The following is an 18,747-nucleotide window of genomic DNA, read 5'->3' as shown; positions in this document are numbered from 1 at the left end:
CTCCCACATTTGTTATTTAGGATCAAATTTATGTTTCCTTGGTACTAAATCCGCAACATAGTCAAAGTAAAAGTTCCGTCTCCCTCTTTTCATTAAGATGAACATCGTATGGATAAATAATACGGCCCACATAATGATGAGAAATGCAAGTATAATCATTGTGATCCATACGTGATAGGGATTAAGAGTTATATCTAACTCAACACCAGAAAATATATTTAGGGCCCATGATATTGCGAAGGGTAAATATATCGCAAAGGACCTTTTCAGCATGGACTGCCACGGAGGTGCTTCACCATCAACATGAACTAGTTTAAAACGAAGTATTTTGGTTCCAATTGTATTTCCCCTCCAAATAAAAGGAACTACAAAGAACAGAATAAAAAAGCAAGTCGTTTTATAAACAAATTCTGCGAATCCACTTGTTGGAAAAAGTCCAGCTGTAAGGTTCCAACTCATCTTGATCAATAGATAGTCTATAATTACAGCCAGCAATTGCGACAAAGGAGGTACGAGAGAATTTTCTTGCATTTTTTCTCCCTTGGCAATAAGGCTGTTTCGAGATGGAAATAGAGCAAGCAGGACAGGAGCAATGACGAATCCAAACAAAGCACCAGTACTGTTTAATATAAGATCATCCACATCAAAGATACGATACGGACAATTATAGATCCCATAAATACCTGTTATTTGTGTTGTCTCAATAAAAAGGGATAACGCAAATCCAAAACCAAGCGCTTTCTTCCAGAATCGTTTTTGTTGGAAAAAATACCTTAGATAAACACCTAGGGGCAGCAACAATAGGAAATTGAATGCCGCCTGCAAAAATGCACTTTGCGTTAGTAATCTCACATAGGTGGAAGGCTGTGACCAGACAACGGAACCGCTATTCATAATATCCCTAACGAAATTAAACGGGATTAGATTATAATGCACCGTATCAGGTGATTGAAGAGCACAAGTATTTCGAGTATCCGGAAGAGGCAAAAGAACTAAAAACAAAACCGATAACATATAAAAAGTAAAGGAATAAGCCACTATTGAAGCCCAAAGACTTAAATAACCATATTTTCTATAACTATAGACTAACCAAGGGATAATTAGAAAAAAGCTCAACACACCGAATAAAATAAAAGCGATTTTTATTGGAATTAAATATACAGACATATGGGTACCTCTTTAATAATTTAGTTCTTCAGCAATAAACATATTTCCCTATTCATTCTTTTCATATACCCCTTTAACAAATTCCAACGAAAACCTGTACATTCTACATGATCGGAAGAAGGTACTGCCCTCGAAGTGGCCTTCTGTGATCGATTAGTGCGGTTTATACAGATCACATTTCACGGATCCCCTTCCAAAATACAGACCAGGTCATATTTAATCTACGTTCATATTCTTGATAAGGGGAGCTCATCATATGAAAAAGCATACCGTCTAGTATGATTGTAAAAGAAGTAACGATAGTCTCCTCATCGATAAGCTCATTCTCTTTGTTGTTTCTTAAGATGGAAAAAACAAGTTCTCGAATCCCTTCTTCTACCTTCTTATTTTGGGCTGTTATGAGTTCTTTAAAATTATCCGGAGGGTAAATCCCATACCTTTTTAGAAAGGAACCTTTATCATTCATATAATAGTATTTATTCAATTCAACTAAAACATGATATAATTTTTTTTCTAATGGTAAATTTTCTATAACATAAAATTGTTGTTGGATAAACTCTAAATAATCTTCAATAACAAAATTTACAATTTGTTCAAAAAGATCTTGCTTGCTCTCAAAATAAGCATAAATCGAAGGCGTTTTAATGTGCACATTTGCAGCTATATCTTTAAGTGCTGTTTCCTCGTAACCATACGAGGAAAACAGCTTTAAACCTTGTTCCAATATCATTCTTTTCGTTTTTTCACCCTTTTTCAATTCACTTTTCACCTCATTTGTTGGCATTCATCAAGATATCAATTTTAAGCTTACTATGCTGAAAATAATTCCTGCAACCAAAATAAGTTTCTTCACATTCTTCGGTTCTTTAAATATAAACATCCCAAGTAACACACTTCCCGACGCGCCTACCCCAGTCCATATACCATAACCGATACTAATAGGTATTTCGATTAATGAGACCGAAAGAAAGAAAAAACTTAAACATAAACATAAAATAAAAAAGATGGTTGGCTTTAATTTTGTAAATCCTTCCGTCAGCTTCAGATTAATAATACCTCCAACTTCAAACAATCCAGCTAATATTAAGGATAACCAATACATTTTACACACTCCCTCTTGATCGTTTCTCTTCCTTCGGTTCATCCGAAATTAATTTTAGTCCAATAATACAGCTAATTAATAGAATGACTAACACAATCTTGGTTAAACTTACGGGGTCGCCTAAAATTGTCATGCCCACTAAAGCCGTACCAAAAGCACCCAGGCCAGTAAATACTGCATAAGCCGTCGAAACGGGAAGTATTTTTAATGTTTTAGCGAAAAACCACCAACTCAGGACTAATAATATAACTGTCGGAATAACAATTTCTATTCTTGTAAACCCTTCTGAGAAACCTAGACCAAGTGCCCAACCTACTTCAAGAATTCCACCAATAATTAAGTACAGCCATGCCATGATAACCTCTCCCCTTTAAAAACTTAAATCTAACTAATGAACGTTAGATTTTTTGTTTAAAAATTTTTGTCGCTTTGTAATGAAATATGACGACCATTGAACAGCCTTTCAAATAATTTAACTAACGTTCATTAGATTTTATGATAGTTATGCTGATTTTGCAAGAGTACAATTGATTTTCAATCCAAAAAGCAAATCCTACGTTCCTTAAGCATGATTCGTTGGATGTTATACTTTCTGCAAACAGGGAAGAAGACCGGCAGCTGAAACCTGCCGAGTCTTCAGTAATCATCTTCCCCGTCCTGCATTATTCTTCGCCGAAAAATTTCGCCAATGGGTTAGCGATCTTTTTATCTGTTGCGACATGGCCTGTTTTGTTCAAAACGTAATACTGATAAAAGCTGCCGCTAAAACCGAGCGATTGCAGCATCTGCTCCGCAAACGGCTCGACCGCGTTGTCGCTCAAGGCGTCACCGTTCCAGAAAAAATGCACCAGAAGACGGTTTTGATTGTAAGGATGCTTAACGACGTATGCTCCCGAAGCTGACTTTTGGTTCATCTTGCTTTTCCAGTCGAAGCCGATGGCCTTCGATTTTTGGATGATGCCAGGTTTAAGCGCCTGGATGAGTCCGTTCGTATTCGCGCTGCCGATGGCAATGATATTGCTGGTTCCGAGCTCCTTTTCCAGCTTTTTCTTGAGCGTTTGCCGATCGGAAATAACCTCGTATGGAATACCCATGATCCCCAGAGTCCCTTTTAGCTGTGTCAAGATCGTCTGCTGCTGCTTTTTCGCTAGGCTGCCGGCCTGGTCGCTCAGCACAATCGTCAGCGGTTCGCCCTGCAGCGCCTTATCCATGATGCGGCTCATCGTTTCCGCTGGAAGATTTGCAACTTGGGCCAGGGACGAATGGTACGAGTTCTTAAACTGTTCATGCCAATACGAAGCTTCTTCCGCCTCAGACAATCGGTATTCGGGCTTTAGAGCAAACTGCGGATCATGCAGCGCCTTGTCCATTTCCTTTCGTGCTTCGTTTCCGAGCGTATCCTGTATTGTTTGCAGAAGCCCTTGGATCGTCGCGTTTTTGTACTGGTACCGCTTAAAATATTCCTGCATGAACGCATCGAATTTGTCCTCACCCACCATGCGATACAACTGGTAGATGGCCTGGCGTCCTTTATTATAAAATGTCGGGCTTTCCAGGCCCCCCGCTTCCGTATTGGTTGCGGCGATCGGCTTGTCTATCGAAGACAAATCATCCATTTGGATCGACTTGAACCCGTTCAAGTCGTCACCTTGTTTTTCCGCGAAATAGACCTTCGAAAAATCGGCAAATCCTTCATCCAAAAACGATTCTGTCTCCGAATCGTTTCCAATCAAGGCATGGAACCATTGATGGGCAATCTCGTGCACGAATGTAGTATCATGTGCCGGATCCCTGTTCGGCCGGATTTGTCCCATTTGAATGACCCGGGCAAACTCGACAGCCACTCCCTCGACGTACGACTCTGCAATCCGGAACTCAGGGTAAGGGTATTTCCCGTATTTTTCGCTGAAAAATTGAATAGTCTTAAAAGCGGCGTCGATGTATTCATCGACGATTTTTTTCTTGCCTGGCATATTGTCGAAATAATAATATTCAATGGTCAGGCCGTCACGCGTTACGCGCTCCACCTTATAATTCGGGCTGGCAAAAAAGACATGCTCCCGGGTGTTATCGGCAACGGCGGTAACGACTTTCCGGCCGGGCTCTCTCGGGTCCGCCTGCGTGGTGATCGTCCCCGGCATCAGTACTTGATAGGCTTCCGGGACGTTAATATGAACTTCGAAATCCGCTGAATCATAATAATCGGTTTCGAAGGTCTTGCTGTACGGCTTTTTGTTCCACTCATGCTTGTTCTCGTCATAGACCGACATGACCGGGAACCAATGTGCGCCGTTGACGATGTCTTTGTAGTAAGACAGGCGCTGCATGCCGTAAGGGATTTTCACCTCAAAGTTGATTTCAACCGTCACCGCTTCCCCAGGCTTTAGCTCCTGCTTCAATTCAACGGTCAGAGCCTGATTGCTGTTTGAAAAAACCAAAGGTTGTCCGTTAGTCGCCGCGCTGCGAATGTCAATGCCGCCAAGAAAATCCTCCGGCTTCTTCTGTGGATTTTCCTTCTGGATCTCCTCGTTGTTTTGCTCAAACATCGAAGTTTGGGTCGCTTTGGACCGATTGGCGTCGGCGAACGTATGGAAAACGATCTCCCGCAGTGTATCGTTGGACGCGTTCCGGTAAGTGACGGTCTCGCTTCCTTGAATGCGCATATTTTTCGCATCCAGCCTTGCATCGATCCGATACTGGACCTGGGCATGCGCTTGTGACATTTCTATGGATTCCGCGGATGCGGCGGCTGGTGCTGCAAGCACTTGGCCGGCACCGACGACCGGACAGGCCGCAAGCGTAAAAGCCAGCGAGTAAACCAGCGTTTTTTGGGATACCGTTTTAAATTTAAATGTTTTTCGATACATTGGATTCTCTCCCTTGTTAACATGTTATAGTAGACTACATCCTGGTTTTCCGTATTCGTGTTATTTCACGGCACCCTCGAGCTTTTGCTTTGCTTGTTCGGGCAGCTCGTCCGCCTGAACTTCCTGGTAGGAGCTGACGTCATTCCCTTTCACATAGATTCGAAGGTACGCATCTTTGCGCAGTTCTTTAGCTGCCGTAAAGGTCAAAACCTTTTCTTTTCCTTTAGAGTCAAAGCCCTCCTGAGTGTATTCGTAAGAAACATACTTCTGTCCACTGTCCGACTTATCTTCGATTCTCTTTCCGTCTTGGTTAATCTGAACGTAATATTGCTGCGCGCCGATTCGGTTTAAATTTACGTTTTGGATGAATACGACGAATCCGACCAGAGCGATCACAACGACCGCTACAGCGGTAATTCCCTTTTTCATTCCCGTTCACTCCTTATTTTTATAGGTAACGATTTTGCAGTACGCATGTACAGTCAACAAATAATAGATCAGATAAATGCAAACATAGACACCCATGCAGATCATGACGGGCACGACCAGATTGGCCATCATCAGCTTCGACAGTGCCGACAGGGCGACTGCACAGTGCGCGATGCCGAAAGCAAGCGGCAGGGCAAAGATGAACAGTACCTGTTTGGCAACGGATTTGCGGATTTCCCGTTTTTTGACGCCGATTTTATGCAAAATCACATAACGGGCTTTGTCGCTCCCGGCTTCCGTCAGCTGCTTGAAGTAAATGATGCTGCCCGTCGCCGCCAGGAACACAAGGCCGAGGAATCCGCCCATAAACATCAAGAGGCCGGTAGATTCCATTCCCCGCGAATAATCGCTGTAAAAGCTTGAAAGCCCGGCTTTCTCCGGTAAAATCTCTTCCAGCTGCTTTGTCAGCTCTTTCGCCTTGTCCTGATGGGTGATGCGATATGCTTCGACAGCCATGGCTTTGGCATTCGGCTTAAGCTCCGCAAACATATCATCGCTGACGACAATGGTGGAGTAGACCGTTCCAAGATTCAGCACATTGTATTTTTTTACTGTTTTGAATTGAATGGTTTCACGGATCCCTTCACCCTTCAGCTTGATTGCCGAACCGACATACTCCGGCGAAATGCCTTCCAGATAGGCAGGTTCAAGCACTGCGGCTTCGCTGCCTTCAAGGCTTATGGCATCCTCCCTCCCCTGCAGCTTGGCCAATCGGTTAAAATCGCGGCTTGATATGACGGTAAACAACTGCTCCTCTGATCCTTGGGCATAATCCTGACCGGAGGTGTCCGCATCTACCTCCAGGAGAGGAATGGACTCATGGTAGAGCACGTTATGCCCCGCAGCCTGCTCGATCGCCTTATCGGCTTTTCCTGTGGCCGTACTGTCCACGCCGATAAACATATAGCTGTTCGGATTCGAAACCGCCGCGTTCGTCCGGGTGTTGTAATACGTGCTGTACGCCGTTCCAACCGCTGTCAGCGTCGTTGCGCTCAGCACAGCGATGATCGTTAGCGTCCGTGCGTTGCCTTTCATCCGGTACAGCAGCTGGGAAGTCCCGATCAGGTTCAGTCCGCGCCAGTAGCTTTTTTTGTGTTTGCGCGCCAGCTTCAGCAGCGTAACGGTCAACGTGTTAAACAGCAGATATGTGCCCAGGATGACGGATACTAAAATAACGAGCGGAGTCAGCATGAAGCCGATCGCAGCCCATGCCTTGGAAGTAAACATATTTTGCAGCGCAAGCCAGTAGCCGAACCCGATGAGCACCACAGACAATAACGCAATGAGCAGGGAAGACTTGGGCTCTTTCTCACGCTCTTGATCTGCTTTGAACAGCTCGATCAGCTTAAATCGATAAATCAAGCGATAGCCTTGGACTGAAGTGATCAGCGTGATGATTATGAACACCAGAAACGTATTCAGGATCGCAGCTGGGGAAATAGAGAAATTAGCCACGACAGCGTAACCCATCACCTTCATCAACATCATTACAAAAAACCGACTAAGTACCGCTCCCAGCGCGATTCCGGCGATCAGGGCCAGGATGCCCATCAGAAAGTTTTCATAAAAAAGCATCCGTCCGATCTGTTTTTTTCGGACGCCAAGCAGCGAATACAGCCCGACCTCTTTTTTGCGCTTGCGCGTGAAAAACGAATTCGAATACCAGATGAACACCGCCACGAAAACGATCAGCACGACCGCTGCCCCGCTGAACGCCGAGCTGATCTTCTGCGATCCTTCCGATGCGGATGCGATCGTGCTGTCGTATTTCAAGGACACGAACGTAAAGTAAATGACGATGCTGAATATCATCGAAGCGAAATAAAGAAAATAATTCATGAAGTTCTGGCGGATGTTCTTCCCGGCGATCCTAAACAGCGTCATGCTGACCACCTCCGAGCTCCGCTAATACCTCGAGAATCTGTCCGAAAAATGCTTGTCTCGTCATGCTTTCCTTATGAAGCTCCTTGAACAGCCGGCCGTCGTTGATGAAAATGACCCGCTTGCAGAAGCTCGCCGCATAAGCGTCGTGCGTAACCATCAGGATGGTCGCTTGATTGTGCCGGTTCAGCTTGCTCAAGCTTTCCAGCAGCCCGGTCGCCGATTTCGAATCGAGTGCGCCGGTCGGCTCGTCCGCCAAAATGAGGCTCGGATTCGACACGATGGCCCGCGAGGCGGCAGCCCGCTGTTTTTGACCGCCCGAAATATGGTATGGGTACTTGTCGAGAATCTCACGAATGCCGAACGTATCGGCGATTTCCTCAACCCGCTTTTTGATCTCGGCTGCCGGGACTTTGGATAAGGCCAGTGGGAGCAGGATATTTTCCTTCACCGTCAATGTATCGAGCAGGTTGTAATCCTGAAAAATAAATCCGAGTTTATTGCGGCGGAAATCAGACAGCTTCTCCTCGTTCATGGCAACGATGTTTTGCCCATCGATCGTAATTTCACCGGAGGTCGGCGTATCGATGGTCGAGAAGATGTTCAGCAGCGTCGATTTCCCCGCTCCGGACGGGCCCATAATGCCGGTATACTCCCCTACTTCAATGCTTAGATTAATGTTTTGCAGCGCCGGATATAGGTTTCCTTTTGTGCCAAAGGTTTTGTTTACGTTTTTTGCTTCCAGTATGGTTTTCATGGTGTCGCTCCTTAACATCGATAAGAATAAATCCAATTTTAAAGACCCCACCTTACACCGTGATAATCCCAACCTTACAGCAACCTTACAGTTATGCAAAAACCCTCAGGGACTTTATTGCGTCCCTGAGGGTAAAATTTATTTTGAACGATCCCGTTATCATAAACTCTGTTTCTGAAGCAAAACCTCCGGTCGCACGAAGTGCGCCGGAGGCCTTACCGTCATGAAAGTACGTTTGGTTCCATCACTTCACTTTTACCTTCATTTCCAGTTCTTTCACGTATGATTTGACGATATTGCCGTCGGCATCCAATTTATACGCTCCGCTCGTCGCTCCATCTTCGGCATATTCGGGTTTGAAAGCTTTGACTATAATCGACTTGGCGTTTTTCCCCAAAGGGCTCAGCACGAAATCGTGGTACATGTCGCCGGCTTTATTATTCTCGTCCGATCCCCGGCCCGAAAGAATATCCAGCTCGCTGCCTTGGTCATCCCAAAATTCGTAACTGATATCGGAAGACTTGCCCTTCTCCAGCCCCTTGACGATCAACTGAACGCGGGAAGAGGTGGAGGTCAGGTTCATTTTGCTCAGCGTCACGGTAAGTTTGCCCGTCTTTTTCGTCACATTCGGTTTCAGGGCAGTCGCCTTATCAGCACTCTTTTGCATTGAGAGGTCAAAAGTGTAAGGTTTGCTCACGCCTTCCAGGGTGATCTTTGCCGTCAGCTTGAACTTGTCCGGGAAGGAATACTGCTCACCGCCGAGCCAGGAAGGATCGGACAGATGAATGATAGCTGTATCCGGGGTAGAACCCGGGCCCCAGCGCATGTCCGGCCTTTTGTCCATTGATCCGCCTCCGAGATCATAAGTATTTTTGCCGTTGATCAGCACCTGGATATCTTTGATGGCGCCTTTCTCCACAATTTCCTTCTCGGTTTTTTCATCAAATTCGCGTTCGGTCATGCCGCCGACAAGTCCCTTTCCGCTCCGCTGCAATGAAATGTGGATGTAATTTCCGTCATGGACCGCTTTGCTCACCTTCAGCGTAATGCCGTTCTGGGTGATGCCAGCCGTTTTTTCCGTTTTCTGCGCCGCAATGTTTTGAACCTCCGGAGCCTTGGCAGCCGCCGCATCGCCGGACTTTGATGTAATTGCCCCAGCTCCTCCACCAACCAGCACCCCCGCCAATGCAGCAGAAGTCATGACTTTGTACATTTTGTTCATTCGTTTGAATCCTCCAATTGTGTTTTATCTCTTTATACAATTCCGTTTCTGTTGTTTACTTCACGTTTACCGTCATTTCCAGCTCTTTAATATAGTGTTTGACGATATTCCCGTTCTCGTCCAATTTATACGCTCCGCTCGTTGCCCCCGGTTCTTTAAATTCAGGTTTGAACACCCGGAGCGTAATCGACTTGGCATCTTTCCCCAATGGACTTAACACGTAATCGTGATACATGTCCCCGTCTTTGTTATTCTCGTCCGTGCCAAAGCCTGAAAGGAAATCCAGCTCATTGCCTTGGTCATCCACAAATTCATACATCAAATCGGAAGGTTTGCCCGATTCATACCCTTTCTCGATCAACTGTACGCGGGAAGAGGTCGATGTCAGGTTCATTTTGCTAAGATAAAGGGTCACTTTGCCCGATTTTTTCGTCACATTCGGCTTCAGGACAATCGGCTTGTCTGCGGTCTTTTGCATGGGAAGATCAAACATATACGGTTGCTCCACGCCTTCCAACGTGACTTCTGCGGTCAATTTGAACTTGTCCGGAAAAGCAAATTCTTGTCCGCCAAGCCATGAAGGATCCGTCAGCTTGATATGAAACGTGTCAGGAGTGGAGCCCGGCTCCCAACTCAAACTTGGTCTTTTCCCCAATTCACCCCCGCCGTACTCGAAAATGGATTTATCATTAATGAAAACGTCGATGTTTTTAATGGCGCCTTTCTCCAAAATAACGTCCTGAATCTTTTCATCGAATGTGCTGTCCGTTATGCCTCCGACAAGACCCTTGCCGCTGCGCTCCAGGGTAAGCCGGATATAATTTCCGTCATACAACGCTTCGTTCATTTCAAGCGTAATGCCCTCTTGGGTTATGCCGGCCGTTTTTCCCGCCTTCTGCGTTGCGTTGCTCTGTACTGCTGGAATCTTGGCCTCCGCCTCAACGGTTGCCGGTTTCATCCCCCACGCTGCCCCGCTCAACAGCAAACCTGTCGTCAGTGCAGCAGTGGTCATTACTTTGTAGATTTTATTCATAAGGGAACCCTCCAAATTTTCACTTTGAAATATCATATAATTTATCCAAACCGGCACGGTCCACCGGAACCGTGATTTCAAGCTCCTTAACATACTTCTTGATCAGTTCTCCATGACTGTCGACTTTATATCTCCCCGTGGAAGCTGACGGGTCTTCCATTTCCGGCAAAAACGCTTTAAGCGTCACCGATTTCGGGGCATCCACAAAACGGTCAAACAGCAGTTTGTTGATCATTTGCTTTTGTTCATCGTTATCAAAAAATCCAAAGCCGCCGACAAGGCCAAGCATCCTGCCGCGATCGTCCCACAGCTCAAAGTTTAGATGCTGTCTAAGGAGCCTGGCCTCTTTATCGTTCGACGTGATGTTAAAACCTACTTTTGTCGTAATCGGCGTGAACTCGATTCGTTCAAGCGTAACGATGTTTCCTTTCCATTCCCTCGCCTCATTGAAAGCGGCAGCGAGCTGATCTGTGTTTTTGCGTACAGGAAGCTCGAAGACGAACGGCTCTTCGATGCCCTCCAATCCAATTTTGGCCGTCAGCACAAACGAGTCCGGCAAAATGGGTCCAGGTTCACCCGTTAAGGAATAAGCCGTCAGTTCGTAGAGCGCCGAATTCGGATCAGAGGTTGGCTTCCCGGAAAGACCGATTTCTCTCTTTCCCGTCGTTCTATGAACCGGTTGGCCATCGATCAACACGTCAAATGAATGTATTGCTCCTTTGGGGAAAATTGCCGGCATTCCATTCCCCGTCGACTCCGAATCCATGATTCCACCGACGAGCCCTTCCCCCTCGCGCGTTACGGCCAAAGATAACCGGGTTCCGTCATACACCAATTGCGGAATGCGAAGGGTAACCCCCTCATGGGTTACACTGGCGTCGGGATGGGCCGCAAGCCCTGTTTCGTCCGCTGTCCGTAACCCCAGATCGTCAGCCAGCTTGAAAATGCTGCCGATCAGCGGAATGTTCTTCAGCGAATCCGCCATCGCCGGTGATACCATGGCACCGCCTATACCACCGACCAGAGCGATCGCTGCGGCCGAGGCCGCAACCAAGGCAATCCGGCGGGTCTTGCGCAACCCCGCGGTTTGGCCGCCTCTGCCATGCATCGGAAGGTCGGCCAAGGAGGCGTAGACTTCATCCTGCCGGCGGCGGACGATTTCGGGAACCTCAGGCAGCGGTTCTTTGCCAATTTCCCGAAGCTTTCGATCGATATCATAGGTTTTCATAAGCCAGCTCCCCCTTCCGAATTTGCTTTACTTCATCGGCCAATATCCCGCGGGCTCTGTGCAGGCGCGCCCTTACGGCTCCATCGGAAATATCCAGCACGGATGCGATCTGTTTGATCGGCAGATCCTGATAATAAAACAAGTGGATGACGATTCGTAACGATTCATCCAGATTTTCCACCGCTTCCCGAAGATCGAGCTGGCGGTTGTCCTTATAATAAGGCGCTGAGCGATCCAGGTTCGCCTGTTCCGGGAGCTCCGCCATAACTACCGTTCTTTTGCGCATCCGCAGCAGCTGGTTGCATTCGTTAATCAGAATCCGGATTACCCACGTTTTAAAATATTTCGGTTTTCGCAATGTCGACATTGATTTATACGCCTTAAGCGTCGTTTCCTGAAATGCGTCCGCACAGTCTTCATCACGTCCGACAATGGACTTTGCCAAACTGTACAGCTCGGGCTCCAGCCTCCGGAATAGCCGGATAAACGCTTCACGATCTCCCCGCTGCGCTCGCTTGACTTCCAGTTCCATATCTTGCTGCACGAATTTCATCTCCTTTTGAGGGCCCTCTATAGGATTAGATGGACTCCCCTGCCAAAATGTTATATTTCGCCGTAAAAAATCTTATCATCGTACGGACTTGTCATCGTTAGACATCCGTTTGGCCTGCTCCCCCAATGCTCATTTCGTCGCTCACAGGAGCCTTTCTGATGGCCAAGCTTTGTAAATGCTGCATCCGACGGCCGGTTGTGCTGACGCCAAAGGCCTTGTTTCTCCGACGTAATTATACAGGTAATGCAGCATGCAGAATCAAAAAAGGCTGCGATGAACGATCCATCGCAGCCTTTGGGCTATTCCAGGCTATCCTTTTTGCCTTTGAATCCTAAAGCGAAAGCTTGAGCATTTCACTCATCATTTTGGCCATTTCGGCCCGGGTAACGAAACCCTTCGGTTCGAAACGTCCATTTCCTTTTCCGTTCAGCACGCCGAGTGCCTGCATTTGCGTGACGGCATCCCTTGCCCATGCAGAGATCGACCCGGCGTCACCAAACGCTGCATCATTTCCGAGAGGCATCGCCGAAGGCTCTGCCTTAAGGACTTGAGCCATTTTATACAGGATGACCGCTGCTTCCTCCCGCGTAATGCTGTCCGCTGGCCGGAAGCGCCCGCCGCTGCCCTGAATGAGCCCCAAGCGTGCGGCTTGCTTGACCGCTTCCGTATAATAAGCATCCGGTGCAAGATCGGCGAATTGCACATCCGCCGTTTCCGCCTCTCCTCCAAGCATTCTCGTCAGCACAAGCGCAAAATCAGCGCGTGTTACCGGTGCTGCAGGAACAAACCGCTCCGCGTCCACACCTTGAATCAGGTGCTCGGCTGCCAATTGGCGTACGATATTCTCTGCCCAGTGACCCCTCAGGTCCGAGAACGATTTGCGCAGCTCAAGGATCTCGTAGGTTCCCGGATGATCGGTTGTAAAAGTTACCGTGCGTCCGGCAAACGAACCGCCTGCATAGCGCAGTTCCCCGTTCACCCGCTCATAGACGCCGGCGTAGTCTGCATCGAGAAGTTTGGCTTGCTCATCTGTAAGGTTGAGCTGAATTTCCGCCGCCGCATCCAATTTGCTAAGTTTTCTCGACTCCGTTCCCTTGATCAAGAACATGCCGAGCTCATAGGCGATTCCGGTGGAACTCATTCCTTTTTCAAAACCCGAGTTCCCCGGTACCCCTGTTCCAAATGTAATGCTGAGCTGGTCCGCTTCCCCGATCTGATTTGGCAGCGAACGCTGCGTAAACGCGATCTGGCTGCCCGGCGCACGAACGACCAAAGATCCCTGGTGTTCCTCGAAAAATTCGCGGAGTGCGGCCGCGTCCAATTTCAAGGTAACAGGCTGCCCGGATTCGGCATTTCCCGGTTTGATCTGAATCTCGAGCTTTCCGTTCGAAGCCCCGGCTCCCGCCTTCCGCAGCAGTTCCGCGCTCACCCCGTACGTTCCGCTGCCGATTGGCGTTGCTATGACTACTCCGTTGCTTGCAGGCTGCTCGGCTTCCGGAGATCCGACCGGTGTGGATATGCTACCACCGGAGGACGGCGTACGGCCGGAATCCCCGCCGCCCGGCTGAACGGTTCCCGGTGGATTCCCTTCGCCCGAAGCAGAACCGGTATGGAAACCCCATATTTCCGAGAACGTTTGTCCGCTGTTCGCATCCTCTGCTTTGGCATACCATTGATAATAGGCATCGCCCGCCAGTCCGGCCCAACGAACCGAAGCGTTATCCCCGCTATCCACGTTCTCCTGCCGGCCGATCAACTGATCGGCATACACGCTCACCCCGATGTAATCGGTGGCTACCCGTTTGGTGGCAGCCTGGAGATTCAGGTCCAGCGAAAATTCGTCTTTGCCCGGGTACTCCTGGGGATCATAAAAATTATAGTCATCGAGATAAGGGGAATATGTCTTGATATGAAGCTTGTTATTCGCCATATCGAACTGCATGAGACGAATGTAACCCAGGCCCCCTTCCGGAGCTCCCTGGTAATCCGCCAGCATCTGGTACACATTGCGGTCCGGAATGCCGTCCCCGTCATCGTCCAGTTGGTCGATCTTAAGTTCGGCATCATGATAATGGCCGGACAATGCCGCGATGACGTTTTTGTTGGGTTTCACCACCTTCTCAAAAATCTGGTCCGCGATCGGCGCACGATTGTTGGAAACGAGCAGATATTCATGCAAACAAAGGATCGCTTTGCGTTCCGGATACATGGAAACCACCTGATTCATCCACTCGATCTCTTTCTCGCCCAAGCCCCAGCCCATATAGACGATAATGAAATCGTTGCCGTTCGCGGAGACGAGATCGTAGTGGCCGCGGTTGTTTTCATAGGAGCCTGCAAATACCGGGCTGTCCTGAAAGCGGGAGTCCCCGAAATATTTGCTGAACTGGGAGTAATCATTGTCCTGATGGCCCACATCATGATTGCCGGCAAGCACCCCGTACGGAATATTTGCCTGCTCCAGCACCTTCATGTTCTGATCGGCTTCGATCCATTGATATTCCTGATCGGCTTTATCGACGACATCCCCGGTATGAATGATGTACTTCAGCTTGAGCTGATCCTTGTTCTCGGCGATCCACTGCACGTTTTTCCGGTAAATGTATGGATAGTCCTGGGAATAATATTGGGTATCCGACATCCACAGGAACGAGAAATCGTAAGGGTCCTCGGATATCGGCCCGCTTTTTGCCGTCCGAGCTGCCTCCTCCCCGATTCCGGCGCCTGCAATCTCGTCCTGAACCATGACCGAAATCATGCCCTTATGCGCATAATCGCCGGCTTTGACGGTCGACTTAAGCGTAAAGTCCTCCTCACCCGCAATCACCTGTTTCAGGGTAATCCATTTGGATTGCCCCTCGCTCCAGACATAAAGACTGACTTTACGGCCCGGCAGGGACTTCCCTTTCCATACCACGTCCACCCGGTCGCTAGGCTTCACGGAAGGGTCCAGTTTGATTTCGAAACGCTGATAGGGAAAGCGATCGTCCGAATCCGTCGTCAGGTACTGCCCGTCCTCCGCCCCGATTTTAGCGTAATCCTCAGCATCCAGACTTTTCTCGCCCGATGGAGCAAGCTCTCTTGGGGGCTCCGTGTCCGCGGTATTCTGGAAACCCGTAAAACCGTGCTTGCTTGTTCCGTCATACAAAAATCCCCGATAAAACGAGACGTCCATCCGATCCCCCGTAGGGTCTTTAACGTTCACCTTCAGATCAACGGTGCTGCCCACTCCGGTTTGGCCGTTTGTCGGCGAAATCAGCCGCGGCGATTCCGGATTCTCGGCAGGCACCTCGAAGCGAATCGTCTTCTCCGTTACGTTTCCGGCCTGATCGGCGGCTTGGAAGTACAGCTCGTGCGGTCCGGCAGCCAGCTGGGACGAGCTTGTCTCGATCGGGAGCCGAATCGGCTCTCCATCAAGCTTCGTTTCGACCTTGGCAACCCCGGAGAGGGCATCGGTGACTTCCGCTTGAATCGTAAACTTGCCGCGGTACGATTTACCGTCTTCGATACTTGCGGAGATGCTTGGAGGCGTGTTGTCGACCGTTACTTTGGCACTGGCAGAAAACCCGCCGCTAACTGCTTTAATGACATGCTCCCCATCCGACTCTTGCACAGTATCCCAGAGCCAGGACTTGGCCGCAAACAGGCTTTCGGGGAGCGTAAAACGGAACCCGATCGCTTCATGCTTTCCTGCGGAGTCGCCCATTTTGATCTCCACGTCCCGCTTGGCATAAGCCGGGTCCATGATTTCGGTACCGTCGGCCAAAACAAGTCGCACGTTTTTGATCTCGAAATCATCCTTGTTTTCCTCTACCCGGTCATCAAACGGACCGGATTTGGAACCTGCCCGAATATAGATCGTGTTGTCCTCGCCCGGCTTGAGGCGGCTGGCTTCGATCGGAAAGCTAAGCGTCTGGTAGGATGTAATCGGGTCCAGGAAGGTATACAGAATGGTTTCGTCCTTCAGTTCCTCGGGTCCCATCGTGATCGCATTTTTGAAGTAATAGTCCACGTTTTTAACATCGAACACAAAATAAGCGTCATGCTCCAGCGCGGTTCCCGTCGGCGCCGTGACTGGCTGCCCGTCCATTTCAAAGATAACGCTGTCCGGATTGCCCGTCTTGGCCGTGCCTTTGATCGTTTTCGTACCGCTGACCAGATCGCCATCCTTCACGTTTAAACGCAGATCGGATTGATCGGGCCCGCCGGTAATATCCACCTTGTACTTCGGCGATGTCACTTCGTTAAACCCATCGGACACGATGTAGTAGTACTCGATGGTTTTTCGTCCAATCAGGTCCGCCGCATAAATGGTATGGTGATAGTGCAAATCACCGTAGTCCTCGGTAAGCTGGTACGGAATATAATCGGATTGTTTATCGGATTTCACGTACAAAGTCACGGATGCGACCTGCTGGTCATCCTCTGCCCAGGCCTTGATCTCGAAGCCTTTGCTTTGGTCCGTCGCCGTGATTCCCGTCCGGTCCTCGAGAGTCGGCGGCACGGTGTCGATCACGACAGTAACCGGAACATCGGGGACTTGCTTGGCTTCCAACGCGCCGGGGCCGGGGAATTGGGTGCCGCTGCCGATCTTGATCATTTGAGTGCTGCCATTGACCGGGTATTTATATTGGAGTCCGGTATTTTCCTTCGTTTCCGTTTTACCGTCCTCGTACACGGTATCCGCATCATAATAAGCAGCAGAGATTTCCTTGCCGGTATTCGTTTTCACCACAAATCCGCGTTTCCCCGAGTTGGAAATGCCTCCTGCCGCAACTTTAAACAAATTAACGTTTTCCTGCAGATCCGTCCCGTAAAATTGGTTAAAATCGGCGACCGTCAAATGCGGGATGCTGCTGTTGATGATCCAGAAGACGACAGCTTGCCTGGAAGGAATCACAAAGTCCTGTTTATCCGGAGACCATATGACATCCGCTGCCGGTCCTTTATCCGTGTAACGGTAATACAGCTTGTAGTTCCGGAAATCGATGTCCTGATCCGAATTGTTGTAGATTTCCACGAATTCATAGCCATCGGCTCCATTGACATTCGTGGTATTCGGAACGACCTCCGTCACCAGCAGCTGCGGAGCCTTTTGCGGGTCAAAGGCCGGAACATTGCGGATCTGCACCGTATAGGAATCGGTGATCACCGACTTCCCGCCGCTAACCGCTTGAATCCGGTAGTCCAAAGAGGGCTCGACGAGCTGTTCCGCCGGGATCGCAGCAGCATATACACCGCCCTGCGGTTTCATCGCCACGACCGTAAACTTGGATTGCGAAGCGGTTTTATATAGAAGATTCACAGTAGAATCCGCCGGCTCCGCTCCGGCATGTTCCAGCGACGCATCAATCGTCAAATCCGCCGCCGCGTCCGCCGCGGTTACCGGTGTATGCTTAATGAGAAGGCCAGGGTCGGCCTCCCCCGGGGCTTCCGTTTGCTCCTTCGTTACCGTTCCCGGCGTTGCCGGAAGTGTCCCCGGCCCGTCCATCATGATCATGTCGACGCTGCCTGCCGCAGGGTGCCGATAAAAGATTCCCTTGTTCGGCTGCGTCTGTTCATCGTTCTGATACGAGGCCGAAACCAGCGTCATGCCCGAAGCAGCAAGGATCTCAAGGGTTCTTCCGGCGCCGTTGGCCATTCCGCCACCTCCGTCGATCCGGAACAAATCCGAGCCTTCCGTCAACTGGGTTCCGTAGTTTCGGTTAAAATCGTCGACGGTCAGATGGTTGTTGCTGCCGTTCATGACCCAGAGCACGATGGCTTTTCCAGCCGGAATGACCGCTTGGGAGCTGCCTGTAAGCGGCCACTCCACATTCGTATTATATCGGAGCCTGAAGTCTGCAAAATCAAGCTCTCGCCCGCTATTGTTGTATACTTCCACGAATTCGTAGGCGTCGGCCGAGTTCACGTTATCACTGTCCGGCACCAATTCGGTAATCAATATATCCAGCGGTGCCGACATGTCGGGCTGCGACTGGCCCGTGATCTGTACCGCATACTCGCTGCTGCGTACCGGCACGCCTTCCCCTTCGCGAGCTTCGAAATAATAATTCAGGCTGCCTCCGACGATCTGGTTGCCTTCAATAGTTGCAGCATATTCCTGCCCGCCCATATTCGTCAAAACCACTTCTTTCGGCGTTTGATCATCCACCCTGTAATACACCGAAGCGGTTACCGTGGTCTGCCCCCCCGAGATTTGGGCGGATAATGTCAAAGGCTGCCCCGACGCATGGGTAGCCACTGCGGGCGTATGTACAATTTGCAAGCCTTGAGCTGCCGTGCTCTCCGCTGTCCGGTCGGCTTCAGCCGCGCCCGTTTCTTGAAGAACGTACGGAAGGCTGGGATCCGCATATCCGGCAGGGGCCGCAAGCCCAAACAGCATTCCGGTAATCGCCGTGATCGCGCCCCATTTTTTCAGGTTCACTCGGTTCAAATTCCTTGCACC

General features: G+C 49.2%; 13 protein-coding genes. All 13 read right to left on the bottom strand.

All coding sequences use genetic code 11. The features are described 5' to 3' along the window. Window positions 1-12: 12 nt before the first annotated feature. Window positions 13-1,167, bottom strand: coding sequence for a VanZ family protein (locus L6H98_RS02245; protein ID WP_236412551.1), 1,155 nt, complete (start codon window positions 1,165-1,167; stop codon window positions 13-15). Between the two features lie 172 nt (window positions 1,168-1,339). Further along, window positions 1,340-1,924, bottom strand: a complete 585-nt coding sequence (locus L6H98_RS02240; RefSeq protein WP_236412550.1) for a TetR/AcrR family transcriptional regulator — start codon at window positions 1,922-1,924, stop codon at window positions 1,340-1,342. 30 nt (window positions 1,925-1,954) lie between these two features. After that, on the bottom strand, window positions 1,955-2,269 hold the full coding sequence (locus L6H98_RS02235) for a multidrug efflux SMR transporter (protein WP_236412548.1): 315 nt from the start codon (window positions 2,267-2,269) through the stop codon (window positions 1,955-1,957). Window position 2,270: 1 nt separating this feature from the next. Then, window positions 2,271-2,624, bottom strand: a complete 354-nt coding sequence (locus L6H98_RS02230; RefSeq protein WP_236412546.1) for a multidrug efflux SMR transporter — start codon at window positions 2,622-2,624, stop codon at window positions 2,271-2,273. Between the two features lie 307 nt (window positions 2,625-2,931). Beyond that, the gene (locus L6H98_RS02225) at window positions 2,932-5,136 is read right to left on the bottom strand and encodes a M1 family metallopeptidase (RefSeq protein ID WP_236412544.1); all 2,205 of its coding nucleotides are present in this window, start codon (window positions 5,134-5,136) and stop codon (window positions 2,932-2,934) included. A gap of 60 nt (window positions 5,137-5,196) precedes the next feature. Then, window positions 5,197-5,565 carry a YxeA family protein gene (locus L6H98_RS02220; protein WP_236412543.1) on the bottom strand — a complete coding sequence of 123 codons (369 nt, stop codon included), beginning with the start codon at window positions 5,563-5,565 and terminating at the stop codon, window positions 5,197-5,199. A 6-nt stretch (window positions 5,566-5,571) separates the two neighbouring features. Next, the gene (locus L6H98_RS02215) at window positions 5,572-7,509 is read right to left on the bottom strand and encodes an ABC transporter permease (RefSeq protein WP_236412541.1); all 1,938 of its coding nucleotides are present in this window, start codon (window positions 7,507-7,509) and stop codon (window positions 5,572-5,574) included. After that, entirely contained in the window at window positions 7,496-8,263 is a 768-nt protein-coding gene (locus L6H98_RS02210) for an ABC transporter ATP-binding protein (RefSeq protein ID WP_236412539.1), read from the bottom strand. Before L6H98_RS02210 ends, L6H98_RS02215 begins: the two co-directional genes overlap by 14 nt. Before the next feature lie 244 nt (window positions 8,264-8,507). Next, a complete protein-coding gene (locus L6H98_RS02205) occupies window positions 8,508-9,485 on the bottom strand; it encodes a DUF5643 domain-containing protein (protein ID WP_236412537.1) in 978 nt (325 codons plus the stop codon). Window positions 9,486-9,540: 55 nt separating this feature from the next. Then, a complete protein-coding gene (locus L6H98_RS02200; RefSeq protein WP_236412535.1) occupies window positions 9,541-10,518 on the bottom strand; it encodes a DUF5643 domain-containing protein in 978 nt (325 codons plus the stop codon). Window positions 10,519-10,537: 19 nt separating this feature from the next. Then, a complete protein-coding gene (locus L6H98_RS02195; RefSeq protein WP_236412533.1) occupies window positions 10,538-11,746 on the bottom strand; it encodes a DUF4179 domain-containing protein in 1,209 nt (402 codons plus the stop codon). Continuing rightward, on the bottom strand, window positions 11,733-12,299 hold the full coding sequence (locus L6H98_RS02190) for a sigma-70 family RNA polymerase sigma factor (protein ID WP_236412532.1): 567 nt from the start codon (window positions 12,297-12,299) through the stop codon (window positions 11,733-11,735). Before L6H98_RS02190 ends, L6H98_RS02195 begins: the two co-directional genes overlap by 14 nt. 331 nt (window positions 12,300-12,630) lie before the next feature. Further along, entirely contained in the window at window positions 12,631-18,726 is a 6,096-nt protein-coding gene (locus L6H98_RS02185) for an S-layer homology domain-containing protein (RefSeq protein ID WP_236412952.1), read from the bottom strand. Between the last annotated feature and the right edge of the window lie 21 nt (window positions 18,727-18,747).

The sequence above is a fragment of the Paenibacillus sp. JJ-223 genome (assembly GCF_927798175.1).
GTDB lineage: Bacteria > Bacillota > Bacilli > Paenibacillales > Paenibacillaceae > Paenibacillus > Paenibacillus hubeiensis.
This window is presented reverse-complemented; position numbering and strand designations above follow the sequence as displayed.

Excerpts from the sequence above, each read along its gene's own strand:
- L6H98_RS02245 (WP_236412551.1), bottom strand. The coding sequence starts at position 1,167 with ATGTCTGTATATTTAATTCCAATAAAAATCGCTTTTATTTTATTCGGT.
- L6H98_RS02235 (WP_236412548.1), bottom strand. The coding sequence starts at position 2,269 with ATGTATTGGTTATCCTTAATATTAGCTGGATTGTTTGAAGTTGGAGGT.
- L6H98_RS02230 (WP_236412546.1), bottom strand. The coding sequence starts at position 2,624 with ATGGCATGGCTGTACTTAATTATTGGTGGAATTCTTGAAGTAGGTTGG.
- L6H98_RS02225 (WP_236412544.1), bottom strand. The coding sequence starts at position 5,136 with ATGTATCGAAAAACATTTAAATTTAAAACGGTATCCCAAAAAACGCTG.
- L6H98_RS02220 (WP_236412543.1), bottom strand. The coding sequence starts at position 5,565 with ATGAAAAAGGGAATTACCGCTGTAGCGGTCGTTGTGATCGCTCTGGTC.
- L6H98_RS02215 (WP_236412541.1), bottom strand. The coding sequence starts at position 7,509 with ATGACGCTGTTTAGGATCGCCGGGAAGAACATCCGCCAGAACTTCATG.
- L6H98_RS02210 (WP_236412539.1), bottom strand. The coding sequence starts at position 8,263 with ATGAAAACCATACTGGAAGCAAAAAACGTAAACAAAACCTTTGGCACA.
- L6H98_RS02205 (WP_236412537.1), bottom strand. The coding sequence starts at position 9,485 with ATGAACAAAATGTACAAAGTCATGACTTCTGCTGCATTGGCGGGGGTG.
- L6H98_RS02200 (WP_236412535.1), bottom strand. The coding sequence starts at position 10,518 with ATGAATAAAATCTACAAAGTAATGACCACTGCTGCACTGACGACAGGT.
- L6H98_RS02195 (WP_236412533.1), bottom strand. The coding sequence starts at position 11,746 with ATGAAAACCTATGATATCGATCGAAAGCTTCGGGAAATTGGCAAAGAA.
- L6H98_RS02190 (WP_236412532.1), bottom strand. The coding sequence starts at position 12,299 with ATGAAATTCGTGCAGCAAGATATGGAACTGGAAGTCAAGCGAGCGCAG.